The 16,585-nt window shown below is 40.3% G+C and carries 13 protein-coding genes; 4 read left to right on the forward strand and 9 right to left on the reverse strand.

Features of this window, described 5'->3' with window-relative positions; translation table 11 throughout:
- Nucleotides 1-21: 21 nt before the first annotated feature.
- Nucleotides 22-756 carry a uroporphyrinogen-III synthase gene (locus FRX97_RS00430; protein ID WP_147012248.1) on the reverse strand — a complete coding sequence of 245 codons (735 nt, stop codon included), beginning with the start codon at nucleotides 754-756 and terminating at the stop codon, nucleotides 22-24.
- Nucleotides 757-798: 42 nt separating this feature from the next.
- Entirely contained in the window at nucleotides 799-1,326 is a 528-nt protein-coding gene (locus FRX97_RS12450; protein ID WP_223266538.1) for a DUF4271 domain-containing protein, read from the reverse strand.
- A gap of 192 nt (nucleotides 1,327-1,518) precedes the next feature.
- Here FRX97_RS12450 and FRX97_RS00440 point away from each other — a divergent pair, with 192 nt between their 5' ends.
- Both FRX97_RS00440 and FRX97_RS00445 read left to right on the forward strand, forming a co-directional pair.
- Nucleotides 1,519-2,697 (forward strand): acyl-CoA dehydrogenase family protein, encoded by a 1,179-nt coding sequence (locus tag FRX97_RS00440; protein ID WP_147012252.1) that lies wholly within the window; start codon nucleotides 1,519-1,521, stop codon nucleotides 2,695-2,697.
- Nucleotides 2,698-2,703: 6 nt separating this feature from the next.
- The gene (locus tag FRX97_RS00445; protein ID WP_147012254.1) at nucleotides 2,704-3,105 is read left to right on the forward strand and encodes a (4Fe-4S)-binding protein; all 402 of its coding nucleotides are present in this window, start codon (nucleotides 2,704-2,706) and stop codon (nucleotides 3,103-3,105) included.
- Here FRX97_RS00445 and FRX97_RS00450 read toward each other — a convergent pair.
- The 5 genes from FRX97_RS00450 to hemA all read right to left on the reverse strand — a co-directional run bounded on the left by FRX97_RS00450 (nucleotide 3,102) and on the right by hemA (nucleotide 9,512).
- Entirely contained in the window at nucleotides 3,102-5,783 is a 2,682-nt protein-coding gene (locus FRX97_RS00450) for an Ig-like domain-containing protein (protein WP_147012256.1), read from the reverse strand. The genes FRX97_RS00445 and FRX97_RS00450 overlap by 4 nt on opposite strands.
- A gap of 97 nt (nucleotides 5,784-5,880) precedes the next feature.
- The gene (locus FRX97_RS00455; RefSeq protein WP_147012258.1) at nucleotides 5,881-6,720 is read right to left on the reverse strand and encodes a choice-of-anchor V domain-containing protein; all 840 of its coding nucleotides are present in this window, start codon (nucleotides 6,718-6,720) and stop codon (nucleotides 5,881-5,883) included.
- A gap of 1 nt (nucleotide 6,721) precedes the next feature.
- Nucleotides 6,722-7,321: a uroporphyrinogen-III synthase gene (locus tag FRX97_RS00460; protein WP_147012260.1), complete on the reverse strand. Its 600-nt coding sequence runs from the start codon at nucleotides 7,319-7,321 to the stop codon at nucleotides 6,722-6,724.
- A gap of 59 nt (nucleotides 7,322-7,380) precedes the next feature.
- The gene (gene hemC, locus FRX97_RS00465) at nucleotides 7,381-8,292 is read right to left on the reverse strand and encodes a hydroxymethylbilane synthase (protein ID WP_147012262.1); all 912 of its coding nucleotides are present in this window, start codon (nucleotides 8,290-8,292) and stop codon (nucleotides 7,381-7,383) included.
- An 11-nt stretch (nucleotides 8,293-8,303) separates the two neighbouring features.
- Nucleotides 8,304-9,512 (reverse strand): glutamyl-tRNA reductase, encoded by a 1,209-nt coding sequence (gene hemA, locus FRX97_RS00470; protein ID WP_170226960.1) that lies wholly within the window; start codon nucleotides 9,510-9,512, stop codon nucleotides 8,304-8,306.
- A gap of 106 nt (nucleotides 9,513-9,618) precedes the next feature.
- On the opposite strand from hemA, the gene FRX97_RS00475 reads away from it, so the two are divergent.
- Both FRX97_RS00475 and FRX97_RS00480 read left to right on the forward strand, forming a co-directional pair.
- On the forward strand, nucleotides 9,619-10,809 hold the full coding sequence (locus tag FRX97_RS00475) for an NRAMP family divalent metal transporter (RefSeq protein WP_147012266.1): 1,191 nt from the start codon (nucleotides 9,619-9,621) through the stop codon (nucleotides 10,807-10,809).
- A 97-nt stretch (nucleotides 10,810-10,906) separates the two neighbouring features.
- Complete coding sequence (locus tag FRX97_RS00480) at nucleotides 10,907-12,940, forward strand: M13 family metallopeptidase (RefSeq protein WP_147012268.1); 2,034 nt, start codon at nucleotides 10,907-10,909, stop codon at nucleotides 12,938-12,940.
- A gap of 127 nt (nucleotides 12,941-13,067) precedes the next feature.
- On the opposite strand, the gene FRX97_RS00485 is transcribed toward FRX97_RS00480, so the two are convergent.
- Together FRX97_RS00485 and FRX97_RS00490 are read right to left on the reverse strand one after the other, a co-directional pair.
- The gene (locus tag FRX97_RS00485) at nucleotides 13,068-13,967 is read right to left on the reverse strand and encodes a phosphotransferase (protein ID WP_147012270.1); all 900 of its coding nucleotides are present in this window, start codon (nucleotides 13,965-13,967) and stop codon (nucleotides 13,068-13,070) included.
- A 262-nt stretch (nucleotides 13,968-14,229) separates the two neighbouring features.
- Nucleotides 14,230-16,584 carry a ribonucleoside-diphosphate reductase subunit alpha gene (locus FRX97_RS00490; RefSeq protein ID WP_147012272.1) on the reverse strand — a complete coding sequence of 785 codons (2,355 nt, stop codon included), beginning with the start codon at nucleotides 16,582-16,584 and terminating at the stop codon, nucleotides 14,230-14,232.
- Nucleotide 16,585 lies beyond the last annotated feature (1 nt).

The raw sequence follows: 16,585 nt of genomic DNA on the forward strand, positions 1-16,585 counted from the left end.
AAGTATAACAATTACTATAGACTACTTCTTTAAAAATTGCTCTATTGCCATAGACATAGAAGGTGCATTTGGAAGCGGGGCATTTAGATCTAATCTTAAGCCGTGATCTTTAACTGCCTTAGCAGTAGTTGGACCAAAAGCAGCAATTTTGGTATTGTCTTGAGTGAAATCTGGAAAGTTTTTAAACAAAGACTCAATTCCAGAAGGACTAAAAAACACCAACATATCGTATTTTATATCCTTTAAATCCGAAAGATCCGAAGCCACAGTGCGATACATTACCGCCTTAGTAAAGTTGATGTTCGCCTGATTTAAAAGATCTGGAATCTCAGATTTTTGAATATCCGAACAAGGCAATAAGAACTTTTCGTTTTTATGCTTCTTGATCGAGTCCATCAACTCCTCGAAACGAAGATTTCCAACAAAAACTTTACGCTTTCTGTACACGATATAGTTTTGAAGATAGAAGGCGGTAGATTCCGAGATACAGAAGTATTTCATGGTATCTGGAACGGTAATTCTCATTTCCTCGCAAAGGCGAAAAAAGTGATCCACTGCATTTCTACTGGTTAAAATAACCGCAGTATGATCGAGAATATTGATCTTTTCCTTGCGAAATTCCCTAGCCTCAACACCTTCAACATGAATAAATGACCGGAAGTCAATCTTCACTTTATGCTTCTCAGCAATTTCGAAATAGGGACTTTTGCCGTTCGAAGGGGCCGGCTGTGAAATAAGAATGCTTTTAATTTTCAAAACAATATTCGATTTTGTTTGAACTAAGCCAAATACACTTTATCAAATGATGGCCTTAGCCAAGCATAAGAGGGGTGTAATTTCGAGCGCGCAAAGGTACAAAATTATATACCATATCGAAAGCCCCTTTTTCACGGAGAAATTTATTCCTTGAATTATCCGAATACCTAACAGTATTAAAATCAATGCTATAGCGAGATACAGCAGTGGCTTTACACTTCCAAGAGGAATAAATATTAACAATAGATTAATAGGCACACCTATTAAGCCATAAAATCGAAAAACTCGATAAAAAGAATTCTTTAAATACAGGAATACGCGGTTTTCATCGGATAGCCAAAAACCAAAATTAAAAAGCAACATATAGATCGCGATCCAAAAAGCAACCCCTATGGCGCTTACCAAATAACTATAGCTCCCCGTAAAAGAAAATGCATCCCAGTTAAAATACTGTCCTACAAGATTTATGGTAAAGGCAACATTTAGCCAGCCTAAAGTAGTTAGCGAGACATTAAGAAAATTTAGGCTGTTATTATCCGACTCCTGGTTAGGGCGCACTACAAGCGACATCCATTGAGGCCAACTTAATCCCGTGCTTAATCGCAGTGAACCAAATATTAGCAACTGACTTATTATAAAGTAGAAGTGCCAGGATAGAAAGGAATTAAAGGGTGCTTTCGCTATAAATTCCAAGTTTTTTCTTTTAACATTGGCGTTAGATTACAAAGGTAAAACATATTAACGGTTTCCACAGAATATCATATGAAGAGCGACTTATTTAAAGGTGTAGATTACTACGATATAGACGAATTACTTACCGAAGAACACAAATTAATTAGAAATTCTGCTCGTGAATGGGTAAAGGCGAAATTGTCTCCCATCATTGAGGAGGCTTATGAAAAGGCTCAATTTCCGAAACAACTCGTTCCAGGTTTGGCCGAAATTGGTGGATTTGGTTCTTATATCCCAGAAGAATATGGCGGTCTAGGATTAGATCAAATATCTTATGGTTTAGTAATGCAGGAGCTAGAACGTGGAGATTCTGGAATACGTTCAACCTCATCAGTGCAAACCTCTTTGGTAATGTATCCCATTTGGAAATACGGCTCAGAAGAACATCGTAAAAAATACCTTCCCAAGCTTGCCACTGGTGAGTGGATAGGGTCATTCGGGCTAACCGAACCAGACCATGGTTCTAACCCAGGTGGAATGGTTACCCGAATTACTAAAACCGATGGAGGATTTCTCCTGAATGGAGCAAAATTATGGATCTCTAACTCTCCGTTTTGTGATGTTGCTGTGGTTTGGGCTAAGAATGAAGAGGGTAGAATAAAGGGTGTAATTGTAGAACGAGGAATGGAGGGCTTTACTACTCCAGAAACCCATGGAAAATGGAGTTTACGCGCATCGGCAACAGGTGAATTGGTTTTTGACAATGTGTTTATTCCAGAAAATAATATTCTCCCTAACAAAGACGGTCTTGGCGCCCCTCTTGGATGTTTAGATTCAGCTAGGTATGGTATCGCTTGGGGTGCAATTGGCGCCGCCATGGACTGTTACGATACAGCACTTCGATACGCCAAAGAAAGAATTCAATTCGATAAACCCATTGCTTCCTTCCAGCTAGTTCAAAAAAAGCTTGCAGAAATGGTAACTGAAATTACTAAAGCTCAGCTTTTAGCCTGGAGATTAGGTACATTGAGAAATGAGGGTAAGGCGTCCACGGCACAAATCAGTATGGCCAAAAGAAACAACGTTCACATAGCATTGCAAATTGCTAGGGAAAGTCGCCAAATACTGGGAGCTATGGGTATAACAAATGAGTACAGCATCATGCGACACATGATGAACTTAGAATCAGTAATTACCTACGAAGGGACTCACGATATCCACCTTTTAATTACGGGTGCAGATGTAACGGGCATCCCAGCATTTAAATAAATTCTCATGGAAAAAGAATACAAAAAAGGCGAGTTAACTGTTGGCTGGAATCCAGATAGGTGCATCCACAGTGCTAAATGTTGGCACGGTCTGCCAGAGGTTTTTAATCCTAAAAGAAAACCTTGGGTTGACTTAAATGCTGCGGATAAATCTGCGATTATAAAACAGGTACAGACTTGCCCCTCTGGTGCTCTTTTTCTAAAAGATAAAAACGAAACTAAAATGGATAAGCCTAAAGTGACTTTGGCTAAAGACGGCCCAATACTCATACAGCAAGACCTGATTATATGCAATGAACAGGGAGAGGAGGAAATTAAAAAAGGCCCCACAGCACTATGTCGCTGCGGAGCCTCCTCAAAAAAGCCATTCTGTGATGGTTCTCACAAAAAAGTGAACTTCACGAGCTAGTTAGACTCTCTTCGCAAGAGTATTTTTTTGGATATAATTTGCTCGCCAGCAAATACCGTGAAATAATACATTCCATCATCTAAGGCAGATAAGTCTACCGTTCCCTTTACGTCTAGAATAAAGGACTCTTTCATTAATTGTCCTTTACTATCTCGGATCTCGTATTTATCTACAAATACATCGGATTCAAATCTAAATACACCCTCGTTTGGGTTTGGACCTAGCGCTACAATCTCAGCCTCTAAATCTACCAATGGAGGCTCAACCGGAGGTTCTACCGGAGGCTCAGGTGGTTGAGGTGGTTCTGGGGGCTCTGGCGGCTCTCCACCCGTAATAGTATCTACAATATTTACATAAACCGAAACCTCCCTACTTGGTAAACCTTCACCCAAAGCAAAGTAGGTAAACTGGTCATTGCCTTTTATAGAATCCTCAGGTATATACACAAATGACCCATCAGGGTTTAGGCTAACACTTCCCCTTGCAGGTTGCGTACCCAGTTGAGCCCTTAGCACTTTACCATCGAGTTGAAAATCATTGGAAAGCACCCCTTTACTAGCATCTACGGTGGTAGTTTTATTTGCCTCGAATTGATAATAATCGCATCGACCAATGGTTGGATTTGATACCATCGTAATTAAGCTATCCTTAACTAGAAAATATGCCTCCTTAAACTGCTCTTGGTATGGAAAAGTAGTGGTAATCCATTTTTGCCAAGAATATCTATTCGTAGTTTCCAACTTTTGATTTTCGTAGAAAAAAGTGAAGGCAACACCATCGGAAACGGCTGTTTCTTTCACAAATCGTGTTGCAGTATCATCGTGTAATACTTCCATCTGACTTGGATCGGTGAAATTAATCATAGTCCAAGGCAGTCTAATTTCTACCTCAGTATTATTATTGGCATAAGAGATAGAATTTAGGATTTCACCTGGCTGATTGATTTTTAACTCTCCAATTTTCTGTATTGCATTGACATCTAATTCATCGTTATGCCACTGCATCAAGACCCATTCTGCGCCATTGGAAACAATAGACCGGTAGAGTTGTCCTGGCTTATAAATTTCTTCTTTATCTATTCCGAAGAAAATACCATCGATATCGTAGGCTTTTGTAACGTATAGGTTTGCCGAGGTTGAGGTTAGCTCCAAGGCAAATTCCATTCGGTTGCTACTGCTCACCCCATTGGGCAAAATGCTTTCCCCTATTGCATTATCGTAAGTATCTATACCTACCCAAAGGGTATCACCTGCTTCAATGGGATCATTGAGCAATAATTTTGTGTGGAAATAAGCATAACTAGCAGCATTTTCAACTGATACTATAGGCGCTGTTACCCCAAAAAATTGTGTGGACTGAAAACTGATATTAGCTTGAACATATTCTTTAAGACCAAAATTCTGTTCTGCAGCCATGAGATTGTGCCATCTTTGTCGGCTATAGACGTTAAAATCAACCTCATCGGTTATCCAAGTCCTTTTAAACCATTCATCTATCCAAGCAAAATAACACCCTCCAGCAATATTGGCCTGCTGATAATTTCGAAACATTCGAATAGCATTATTTCCCACTTGATTAGATGAGTTTCCTCCGTGGTTCATATTACTTCTCGAATCACTTGCACTAGCCCAGGAGGTTGGGGTACCAAACTCCGCAATTAATAGGGGCATACCTTTGTGAAACGCCGCCATATCTTCTATGTAGGCCAAATATGGATTTTCACCAAGGTGATCTTGCCTACCTTGATATTTAGGATCTTCATCAATAAAAGGTGGATAGTATGGATAGGCGTGGAAGGAGGCAAAAATTCCTCCTGGAGCGCGACTGTGATCTATTCTGGTTAAATCAAAAAAAGCAGTATCCTCCACTAAATAGGTTCTACCCGGAAACAATGGGTGATCGATGGGGTCTAATGTTGGCCAACTTGAAAAACTAATAGGTCTTGCGGTTCCATAGTTATTCATTTCGTGTTTTAGCACGTTATCCATTCGCTGGGCCAACCATGTAGTGGCTGGCTGTGCACTATCCACCGATAAAAATTGTCCAACAAAAGATGTGTTTGTAGGATGGCGCAAATTGGCATTAACCACTTCTTCCCAATACACTTCTCTACCGATAATGTAGCCTATTACCCATTGGGAAATATCAGTAGTATATTCACCGCATCCCTTACCAATTCTTGGACAAGGTACATTAGCATTTCCGTGCACCGCGTCTACAGCAATGCGGCCATTAACATCAAAGGTATCTGTTAAGGTGTATAAATCGAGATCGTATCCCTCTAACTCTTCCTCTAGCCATATTCCAACAAAAACAAAAAGCGGATTATTCTTATTGGCAGTGTTAAAGGAGTCTAGGGCGTGGTAAAATCTTGGGTAGTGCAGCGTATAAATTCTGATGGCATTAAACCCCGCATCCTTGATTTCCGTAAACCAGCGATAATAATCTTCTGTGGTTGCCGCTAATTCTCCCGGACTCGTTCCCGGGACAGAGATACCCAAGTTCATTCCCTTCACAAAAAATTGCTCGTAAGATTCCCCGTTCCAAATTTTGAAGTGCGTTGAATCGGTGGTAAAAGGCAAAGTATCTACAACAGGGCAGATAGTATCCTGTGCCTTGAGCGAGAAATTAATTAAAGAAAAGCCAAAAAGAAAAAGAAGGAATAAGAGTTTGCGCATATGTGGGGATTGACTTTATGCAAATCAAATAAACCAATACGCAATTTCCTATGTAAATACTTAGAAGTAAAGGGCTTATATACTGATTTTACTCAGTTTATCTCTTTAAAAATGGAGTTACCGCGGTGTAATTCTCGCTAAATACTCGAACATAATATTGTCCCGAAGCTAGGTCACCCACACTTAAAGCCAGTTTACCACCGTTAGATTCTCTTTTTTCGTAGAATGCTCTTACCACACCGCCTGCATCGATAATATACACCCCGTAGGTTTCATTCATTCCCTCCGGAAAATCTAGGTTGATTCTGTTGGTTGCTGGGTTAGGATAAACAGAGAGATTTAAGTTTCTTTTCTCTCTTTTCTTAACAGAGGTAGAAACTGGATCAACTTTCTTTTGGCTTACATACACGTTATCGCCTGAGTTACCATTTGCACCATCCGCAGCCATTAGTGCAGCATAAAATGTTATGGCTCCGGCACTTACCTCAGGTGCTTTCCATTGCATTTCCCAAGTTTTAGTTCCCGACCCAACTCTTCCGGACGAGGTGTGGGTTACTACTTTATTAGAATTGGTTAGGCGCGTTTGGTCTGGCGCAGTTAAAATCCACTCTCCTATTTTAACATTATTATCCGTTTCTGCCGTTAGCTCAAATCCAAATCGGTTCCTATTAGATTCTTGAATGGTTGCCGAAATGTTGTAAATCTCACCTGGAATATATCCAGACGCAGGTATATCAGACGTGATTGCATTCTCAATTGAACTTGCATTTGGCCCGCTATGACAAGTTCGGCAGGTTTGACCATCTCCTATAGAACCAGAGTACCCCCCTGGTGAACCAGAAGACCTAGCATGTATATCGTTTTGAGATAACTGTACAATGAGAGTGGCAATTGCTAGAACAAATACTGCCAAGAAAAGCTTTTTGAATAATCGCATATCAAGGTTGTAAGGAGCGCGAAAATAACTTTATCATCGCATCTTCACTGAAATCTTCCTGTAAAATAGATTTTATCCCCTTTTCTGAAAGCATTTTTTCGGTGGATTTACCAACAACCCCGATTTGAGAATCCTTGGGTAATTGATTTTGTTTTAAAAATGCATCAATCTGTGTGGGACTTGTGAAATGATAATAAGTATACCCATCATTTTCTTTGATTTCCAATGAGTTATTTTTATAAAAAACCCACTTTTCAACATTGATTTGATCTAAACCCATATATACTTTATCCAGACTCTTATTACCAGATAGTATAATTACCTTCTCATTTTCTCCAACGCAATCCTTAAACTGCTGGGCAATTAACTCTGTAGAATTCCCACTCCCAACAAAAGTTGTAGTTAATCCAATTTTCGATAGTGCTTTGTCTGTTCCATCACTTAACGCGGCTATTTTCCCTAGTTTCAATCGGGATTTAATTCTTTTGGAAGAACCTATAAGGGATGCAGCCCTGGGACTTTGCACAAAATACCACTCGGCGTCTGGAATCCTTTCATTGGTTAGCTGTAAATAGATGTAGGACTTTAAAAATAAGTCCATACCCAATTTAGCCAAACGTGCTTTTACGGAGAATTTATCCTGGATGAGAAAAGTGCTGATTACTTTTTTTTTTCAGGCTGCTTTATCCATAGTAAAGCCTCCTCATGCAAACGGGCAAAATCCTTTCCGTGAAGCAGGGTATGATCTGCCGTACCAGATGTGCTTGGCGCATAGGCTAACCAAAAATCAGCAACTCCATCATCCTTAATAAGGACATGAGCACCCAAAGGCACCTGACACCCTCCTGATAAGGCCTTTAAAACACCCCGCTCCAGATTAATTATTGCTCTGGATTGCTCGTTATCCAACACTTCTTGCACAACCCTTACCACGGGGTCTTCCTCTCTACATTGAATACCCAAAAAGCCCTGTGCTGGCGCTGGTACAAATATTTCTGGTTTTAACTCTACCGCTACAAGATCAGATACATCCAAATTAAGTCTTTCAACTCCCGCTGCTGCTATCAATATTGCATCGTATTCCCCATTTCTCAACTTATTTATGCGAGTGGGTACATTTCCACGAAGCATTTTAATTTGATCAGGCGCTATATATCTGTGTAATTGGGCGATTCTACGAGCAGCCGAGGTACCCACAATAGCTCCAGGCTTTAAATTTAGATTGGCAGTGGGATTGTAGGCCTCTTTTCTTATTAAAAGTAAATCATGCGGATTCGCTCTTTCGCTTACCGCGGCAATCGTTAATCCTGGAGGATTGGTTGTTTCCAAATCCTTGTGCGAATGCACCGCTAGATCGATTTCATTTCTAAGTAAGGCCTCCTCAATTTCTTTGGTAAAAAATCCTTTTCCTTCCATTTTATCGAAGGGTAGGTCTTGAATTTTATCCCCCTGAGTTTTAATGATTTTAATTTCACAGGGGTGCCCAGCGTTTTCCAATTTCGACTTTACAAAATTAGCTTGCCACAGGGCGAGGTCACTTCCTCTAGATCCTATTATTATTTTTTTACTCAAAAGAATATGTTTTAATCGAGCAGTACCGATTTGGTTATTTTGTATGGAATTCCCACGTATTTTTTCTCGAGGTAATCGAGCATTTTTTCTACCGTTTTTCGGGATAATTCATCCATTTGCTCCAATTCGGTTGCAAATATTTCCTTTTCTGCTCTATCTCTAAATTTTCTCATTTCAGCAGGAATCCCTTGAAGGGCCAATTCCAGCTGACGGTTTCTTATCACCTTATCCCAGTTATCAAGTGATTCAGCAATTATCTTAGAACAAGCTCTTACGGCTTGATGTCTTGCAGCTAAATTGCTTTTTGAAATAGGCTGCAAACGCGCCATAGAAATCAAATTAGCTCCTATATCATCGGCTACCGTTGGATCTACATCGGCTGGTAACCCGAGGTCTATTACAACTTTTGGCAAAGTATTATTTCCTTCCCTCCAAGCATCAACGATGGTGTGATTGATTATAGCCTGCTCAGCACCAGTACAGGCAACCAGGATGTCTACATCCCCTTGGTGCTCTGAAAGGAATTTCAATTCCCTTGCGGATCCGTCTACCATAGCAGCAAGCTCTTCACCACTTTCCAAGGTTCGGTTATATATGGTATAACTAAATCCTGGATGATGCTTTTTTAGAAAGCGCAGGAAATTGGTGTTAGTTTGACCCGATCCTACCACCACTACCTTGGCGTCTTTGGGATGCGTAAGCTCTTGAAACTCTTTAAACGCAATGGAAACCACTGATACAGGTTTGGTAGCGATATCGGTTTCAGAAAATATACGTTTGGCAGTTAAAACCACTTCGTTCGCCAACAATTTTATACTCTCGCCTACCAAGTTATTTTTCTCCGCAAACTCAAAAGCAGACCTAAATTGAGTAATAATTTCGCGTTCTCCAACCACCATGGACTCCATAGAAGCCGCTACTTTCATAGCATGCTCAACAGCTACCTTATCTTGGTAGGGTTGAAATTCTTTAAGCAAGTCTATAGCAACATTGGGGTAAACACGGGCCAAAAATGCCGGATAGTTGAAGTCGGAGGGAATTCCAGACAATATCCACTCCACCCTATTACAGGTAGAAAGAAACATTAACTCCTGGATATTAAACTTCCGCTTAATTTCCTGAAGCTTCTCTGCCTGTATGTCTGGACTTATGTGGAATTTACCCACCTCCTCAACACACAGTTCTTTATGTGATATGGCAAGAATTAAAAGGTTCTTCACGGCTAATCGGCTGCAAATTTCTGAATACATTCGCTGTGTTGTGTCAGATTTTTGTCTTGATTTTTAATACAGAATTAATCTAAATAAACCAGCGGTTAAGCGTTTGATGAGCAGCTTATTCAAAAATTTAGGGCCCGGATTACTATACGCAGGAGCGGCCATTGGAGTTTCCCATTTGGTACAAAGTACTCGGGCGGGGGCAAATTATGGTTTGGTACTCATAATTGCTGTTGTCCTTATTCACATTCTTAAGTATGGATTCTTTAGAGCAGGAGCGTTAATCCCCTTAAAATCGGGCAAAGACTTAGTTGCCGCCTATTCAAATCATTCCAAATGGGCGTTAGCAATTTTTGCCATCATCACATTTGGAACCATGCATATTGTTATTGCGGCCATTTGCATTGTTACAGCTGGATTAGTTGCTAATTTATTCGGCCTAGAAAACACCAACTGGGTAAACCCTATTCTGCTCGTACTTGCAGGTATTCTGGTGGCCTCTTCGAACACCAAAAAGCTCTCCGATTATCTAAAATGGGTAGTACTTTTGCTAGGGATCGCTACCCTGATATGCTTTTTTCTAAAACTTGATAAGCTGGCCGATCTCCTACCCACGTTTTCTCTTAGTCAGTTCAATTTCTCGCACCATCAAGATTTAGCCTTTTTAATTGCCTTTCTTGGCTGGATGCCTGCTCCAATGGACATTACCTTGTGGCAGTCGATATGGATTACTCGATCAAACGATGAAAAATCAGAAAGGCAGCAATTTCAAGATTTCAATATTGGATATTGGGGAACAGCTATAATGGCCGTATTATTTATTGCGCTTGGAGCTGCCACTTTATTCCAAACAAATGTTGAATTACCAACAAGTGCTGTAGGGTTTACAGCAGCATTTTTGAAAATGTACGCGTCTACTTTAGGCAGCTGGAGTTACCCCATTATTGCATTCGCGGCAGTAGCAACTATGGTTAGCACCCTTATAACTTGTTTAGACGCATATCCTACAAGTGCCGAACGTAGTTTACAAGAATTCCAGGCCCCGCAATGGCTCACCAATAAAAAGCTTTGGGTGGTTTTTAATGCGTTGGGAGCATGGTTTGTACTTTTTTCATTTGGAGACTCATTAAAAAGTCTGGTAGATTTTGCAACGACCCTATCTTTCCTCCTCGCCCCCTTTCTTGCCTACTACAATCTCAAAATACTTACCCAATACGATAATCGCACTTGGATTAAGGTAGTTTCCTACCTTGGATTGTTGGTTTTATTACTCCTCGCCAGTTATTCAATCTGGACCTAAAAGCCCCTTTGTGTTTACAATCTTAGCATAAAGCTAAACTTCCAAGTTCTAAATTAGGACAATACATTTGGCGCGATTAATCGTCAAATCCTTTTCGATGAAAAAGAATGTAATAGTAGCTGCTGTAGCTGCTGCCGTTTTATCGGCATGCGGTGGTGCAGGTGAAAAATCTGAAAAACTTAGTTCTGTAGATTGGAACGGAATGGATACCACCGTTTCTCCGAAAGAAGATTTCTACCGCTTTGCCAATGGTAACTGGATGAAAAACAACCCAGTACCAGAAAGTGAGTCGCGTTGGGGAAGTTTTAACGAAGTAAAAGATCGCAATAACGATATCATTAAAGAAATTCTTAATGAGGCTTCTAAAAACGACACTGCAGAGAAAGGTTCGGCTACTCAGTTAGTAGGAGATTACTACTACTGCATCATGGATAAGGAAAAAAGAGCCGTAGATGGAATTGCTCCTATCCAGTCTCAATTAGATAAAATTGATGGGTTGACTAAAGAAAACCTTGAAACTTTCTTAGCCGATTTCCACAAAACTGTAGGTTCTACACCTTTTGGATTTTCAATATTCGAAGATTTAAAGGATAACGAGGTTTACGCAGTTTACCTTGGTCAACACGGTTTGGGTTTACCAGACAAGGAATATTACTTTAAGCAGGATGAAAAATCTGTTGAAACCAGAGCTAAGTACGTTGAGCATGTTGACAAAATGTTTGCCCTTGCAAACGTAAACAGCAAAGATGCTGGAAAGAAAATCCTTGCGATTGAAACAGAGCTGGCTGGAGATATGATGAACCGCGTTGAGCAGCGTGATATTTCCAAGCTATACAATAAAATGGCATATGCGGATATCAAAAAACAGTGGAACAACTTCAATTGGGATAAATATTTCTCAGCTATTGGCGTAACCGATTTTGATAGCGTAATCGTAATGCAGCCAAAATATATGGCTAAGTTCAATAAAGCCATTAAAAACATGCCGCTTAGCGATTGGAAACTCTACTTTAAGTGGGAGCTTATCAATGCTATGGCCTCTACGCTAACTCCAGAGATGGAGCAGCAAAACTTTGCATTCTACAGCCAATACATGCGTGGTGCTAAGGAAATGAAAGAAGATTGGAAACGAGCTATTGACGCTATGACTTCATCTGTGGGTGATGTAATGGGTAAAGCATTTGTAGAAAAAGCATTTTCTCCTGAGGCAAAAGAAAAAATCAATGCACTTGTTGACAACCTACAAGCTGCCCTTGGCGAGCGCCTAGAGCAATTAGAGTGGATGTCGGATAGCACCAAATTGCAGGCCAAAGAGAAAATGGCTTCGTTTACACGTAAACTAGGATATCCTGATGAGTGGAAAGACATGAGCAGCTTAAATATTAGCCGCGAATCATATGCTGCAAACAAAATGGCGGTAAACCAGTGGCAGTTTAAAGACATGCTAGACAAGTACGGTAAGCCAGTAGACAAAACCGAATGGGGTATGCCTGCGCACATGGTAAATGCCTACTACAATCCTATCCAAAACGAAATCGTTTTCCCTGCGGGAATTATGCAGCCTCCATTCTTCGATCCTAATGCAGAAGATGCTGTGAACTACGCTAGAATTGGTGCGGTTATTGGACACGAAATGATTCATGGTTTCGACGATCAAGGTGCTAGATTTGATGCTACTGGCTTATTTAAAAACTGGTGGACAAAAGAAGACCTTGAAAAGTTTAAAGCACAGACTGGAATATTAGTTGAACAATACAACCAATACACTCCTATTGAAGGAAACGACGAGGTTAAAGTAAACGGAGAACTAACTCTTGGAGAAAACATAGCCGACTTTGGTGGCTTAACCATCGCTTATTATGCGTTCCAAAAATCTTTAGAGGGCAAAAAGGAAGAAGAAATCAATGGATTTACTCCAGAGCAAAGGTTCTTTATTGCATTCGGTCAAATCTGGAAAGGAAACGCAAGAGATGAATATCTCAGAACCCAGGTACAAACAGACCCACACTCTCCAACTGAGTTTAGAGTAAATGGTACCCTTTCTAACATGCCAGAGTTCTTTGCGGCATTTAATGTAGAGGAAGGTGATCCTATGCGTCAACCTGCAGAAAAAATTGCTACAATTTGGTAATCTACAAAAGCTAACCCTACAGCTTTTCTAAATAAAATCCACTCGGAAACGGGTGGATTTTTTTTGTCCGAATTTTGGTAATACCGGTTTAGATTAAACTTTCTAAAGTAACTGCTTTTTCAAAATTCTAATACCTAGATACCTTGTAGTGGTCTGGATTCCAGCCTAAAAGAAAGCGTTGATAGTCGTTTTTACATACTTCAACCATGGCTTTCCACTCCTTTACTATTTCCTTGCCCCCTTCAACCTCGAAAAACTCCATCTGTTGCTGGAGCAAATCGAAATATAGGTTGGTATAGCTTGTCCAGTCCTTCTGGTTTTCGCAAATACTGTAGAGGTAACACACCAAATCCTGGGTACCAATACCCTGTCCCCAATATTGAAAATCGTAGGCAATAACGTTGTTATCATTATTCAAAGCGTAGTTGGCAGGTTTGGCATCGCCATGAATTATGGTTTTAAATTGAGCATTTTTAATTGTCTGATCCCAGGTCTGGGCATTATCCTTAAAAAATCCACCCTCCATTTTATCAAACTCAAACGGACGGGTTTCTAAATGCCAATACCCCCCCTTATGCGCTTCGTTTACATTTAAATTGCGAATATGGAAGTCCACCAAAAACTCGAGACAAGCCTTAACATGATGGGAACGTAAAGGTTGTGGGTTACACACAAAACCCATACTTTCCAAATCGTCTAGGACTATAATGATTTCTCTATTGTTTTCCTCAAAACCATAGGCAAGTGGTATACCAGCTTGTTGTGCCATTGGCATATCTCTATACCATATCAACTCGTTTCTAAAAGAGGATCGTTTACGAGCTACAGCAAAGCGCTGTGCCTCATCTTGAATGGAATCTTCCTCGGGCCATTGATAGTGCTTAAGCACCAACTTTTTGCCCTGTCCTTGTAGAGCGTACAAACAACCATAATCTGCCCAAAGCGTTTTTCTTCTTTCAAGAGTGGCGAGGGCTTGATCACCAAATTTTTCGATTACAAATTGCTTTAGAAAGGTGCTTAGATTCATAATAACAAATGTACAACGTGGGGAACAAGAAAAATTTACCAACAAAAAAAAACGCGCCGTTACCGACGCGTTTTAAACCCCATTAATGGTTCAACAGCAGGGACTACCGTACTAATATTTAGGAGCAATTAGACTTCGTCTTCTTTTGCTGAATTTAGTGGAGATAATTCCTTGGAATAGGAATTATGCTCCACACATTTAGTCGCAATTGACTTCGTCTTCTTTTGCTGAATTTAGTGGAGATAATTCCTTGGAATAGGAATTATGCTCCACACATTTCACAGTTGTCTGGATCATCGAGTGAACAAGCAATAGCGGCCTCATTTTGCTCTTGGGACACTTTTGGTTGAGTAGCTTTTGACTTATCAACCGTAAACTGAATTGCCTGTGTAGCCGCCTGAGATCTCAGGTAGTACATCCCTGTTTTTAATCCTTTCTTCCAACCATAGAAGTGCATAGAAGTTAATTTCCCGAATGTTGGGCTCTCCATAAACACGTTGGTAGATTGAGATTGGCAAATAAATGCCCCTCTATCTGCCGCCATTTCAAGAATAGACTTCTGAGAAATCTCCCAAGCCGTTCTATACAGTTCTTTTAGGTTCTCTGGAATCTCTGGAATATTCTGAACTGATCCATTAGATGCAATCAGTTTGTTTTTAAGATCATCATTCCAAATACCAAGCTTAACTAAGTCTCTTAATAGGTGCTTATTAACTACCACAAACTCTCCAGAAAGTACTCTTCTGGTGTAGATGTTAGACGTGTATGGCTCAAAACACTCGTTATTTCCAAGAATTTGAGCTGTAGAAGCAGTTGGCATTGGAGCTAAAAGCAGTGAGTTTCTTACACCGTGCTTTTTAATTTCCTCCCTCAAAACATCCCATTCCCATCTATTTGAAGGCTCAACACCCCACATATCAAATTGGAATTGACCTTGAGAAATTGGAGAACCTTCGTAGGTTTCGTATGGTCCTTCTACTATCGCCATGTCTTTAGAAGCAGTACAAGCCGCGTAGTAAATGGTTTCGAAAATATCTTTATTCAATTGCTTAGCTTCAGCAGAATCGAATGGGAAACGCATCATAATGAACGCATCCGCCAATCCTTGCACACCTATTCCGATTGGACGGTGACGCATGTTACTATTTCTTGCCTCTGCAACTGGGTAGTAATTGTGATCAATAATTTTGTTAAGGTTCTTAGTTACTTGATAAGCAACTTTAAACAGCTGATCGTGGTCGAATTTACCTTCCTTAACAAACTTAGGAAGTGCAATGGATGCTAGGTTACAAACTGCAACTTCGTCTGGAGCTGTATACTCTACAATCTCCGTACAAAGGTTAGAAGATTTAATAACCCCTAGGTTCTTTTGGTTCGATTTGCCGTTACAAGCATCTTTGTAAAGCATGTAAGGGGTTCCTGTCTCAATTTGAGACTCCACTATCTTATACCACAGGTCTTGTGCTTTAATTTGCTTACGACCTTTACCTTCTGCTTCGTATTTGGTATATAGCTTCTCGAATTCCTCTCCGTAAGTTTCAGAAAGTCCAGGACATTCATTTGGACACATTAGGGTCCACATTCCGTTTTCCTCAACGCGCTTCATAAATAAATCTGGCACCCAAAGGGCGTAGAATAAATCTCTAGCACGCATTTCTTCCTTACCGTGATTCTTTTTAAGATCAAGGAAATCGAACACATCGGCATGCCATGGCTCTAGGTAGATCGCAAAAGATCCTTTTCTTTTTCCACCACCTTGATCCACGTATCTAGCAGTATCATTAAATACTTTTAGCATAGGAACGATGCCATTTGAAGTACCATTGGTTCCTTTAATGTAGCTTCCTTTTGCACGGACATCGTGAATGCTCAATCCAATTCCACCTGCCGACTGAGAAATTTTAGCACACTGCTTTAGTGTATCATAAATTCCTGATATACTGTCTTCTTTGGTAGTTAGAAGGAAACAAGAAGACATTTGAGGTTTAGGAGTACCAGCGTTAAAAAGAGTAGGGGTTGCATGGGTAAACCAACCTTGCGACATGCTATTATAGGTAGCAATAGCCGCTTCAATATCGTCTTTATGAATTCCGATAGAAACGCGCATCAACATTTGCTGAGGACGCTCTGCTATTTTTCCATTAAGCTTTAACAGGTAGGACCTTTCAAGTGTTTTAAACCCGAAATAATCGTAGTTAAAATCTCTATCGTAAATAATGCTGCTATCTAGAAGTTCAGCGTTTTTTTGGATGAGTTCATACACATCATCCGCCAATAATGCTGCTTTCTCACCAGTTTTAGGATCCTTGTAGGTGTACAAGGCCTTCATTACACGAGAAAAAGATTTATCGGTGTTTTTATGTAGGTTAGAAACGGCTATACGCGAAGCAAGCTGAGCGTAATCTGGATGGGTAACCGTGTTGGTAGCCGCCACTTCTGCCGCAAGGTTATCTAACTCTTCGGTGCTTACACCTTCGTATACACCTTCAATTACCTTCATGGCAATTTTGGTAGGCTCAACTGCGGGGTCTAAGCCATAGCAAAGCTTCTTAATTCGTGCGGTAATTTTATCAAATTTTACCGCCTCTTTGCGTCCGTCTCTTTTTAATACGTACATA

The sequence above is a fragment of the Luteibaculum oceani genome (assembly GCF_007995015.1).
Taxonomy (GTDB): domain Bacteria; phylum Bacteroidota; class Bacteroidia; order Flavobacteriales_D; family Luteibaculaceae; genus Luteibaculum; species Luteibaculum oceani.

Bases quoted from the DNA above. Each gene is read 5' to 3' on its own strand.
- FRX97_RS12450 (WP_223266538.1), bottom strand. From the start codon at position 1,326: ATGTCGCTTGTAGTGCGCCCTAACCAGGAGTCGGATAATAACAGCCTA.
- FRX97_RS00440 (WP_147012252.1), top strand. From the start codon at position 1,519: ATGAAGAGCGACTTATTTAAAGGTGTAGATTACTACGATATAGACGAA.
- FRX97_RS00445 (WP_147012254.1), top strand. From the start codon at position 2,704: ATGGAAAAAGAATACAAAAAAGGCGAGTTAACTGTTGGCTGGAATCCA.
- FRX97_RS00450 (WP_147012256.1), bottom strand. From the start codon at position 5,783: ATGCGCAAACTCTTATTCCTTCTTTTTCTTTTTGGCTTTTCTTTAATT.
- FRX97_RS00455 (WP_147012258.1), bottom strand. From the start codon at position 6,720: ATGCGATTATTCAAAAAGCTTTTCTTGGCAGTATTTGTTCTAGCAATT.
- FRX97_RS00460 (WP_147012260.1), bottom strand. From the start codon at position 7,321: ATGGACTTATTTTTAAAGTCCTACATCTATTTACAGCTAACCAATGAA.
- FRX97_RS00475 (WP_147012266.1), top strand. From the start codon at position 9,619: ATGAGCAGCTTATTCAAAAATTTAGGGCCCGGATTACTATACGCAGGA.
- FRX97_RS00480 (WP_147012268.1), top strand. From the start codon at position 10,907: ATGAAAAAGAATGTAATAGTAGCTGCTGTAGCTGCTGCCGTTTTATCG.
- FRX97_RS00485 (WP_147012270.1), bottom strand. From the start codon at position 13,967: ATGAATCTAAGCACCTTTCTAAAGCAATTTGTAATCGAAAAATTTGGT.
- FRX97_RS00490 (WP_147012272.1), bottom strand. From the start codon at position 16,584: ATGTACGTATTAAAAAGAGACGGACGCAAAGAGGCGGTAAAATTTGAT.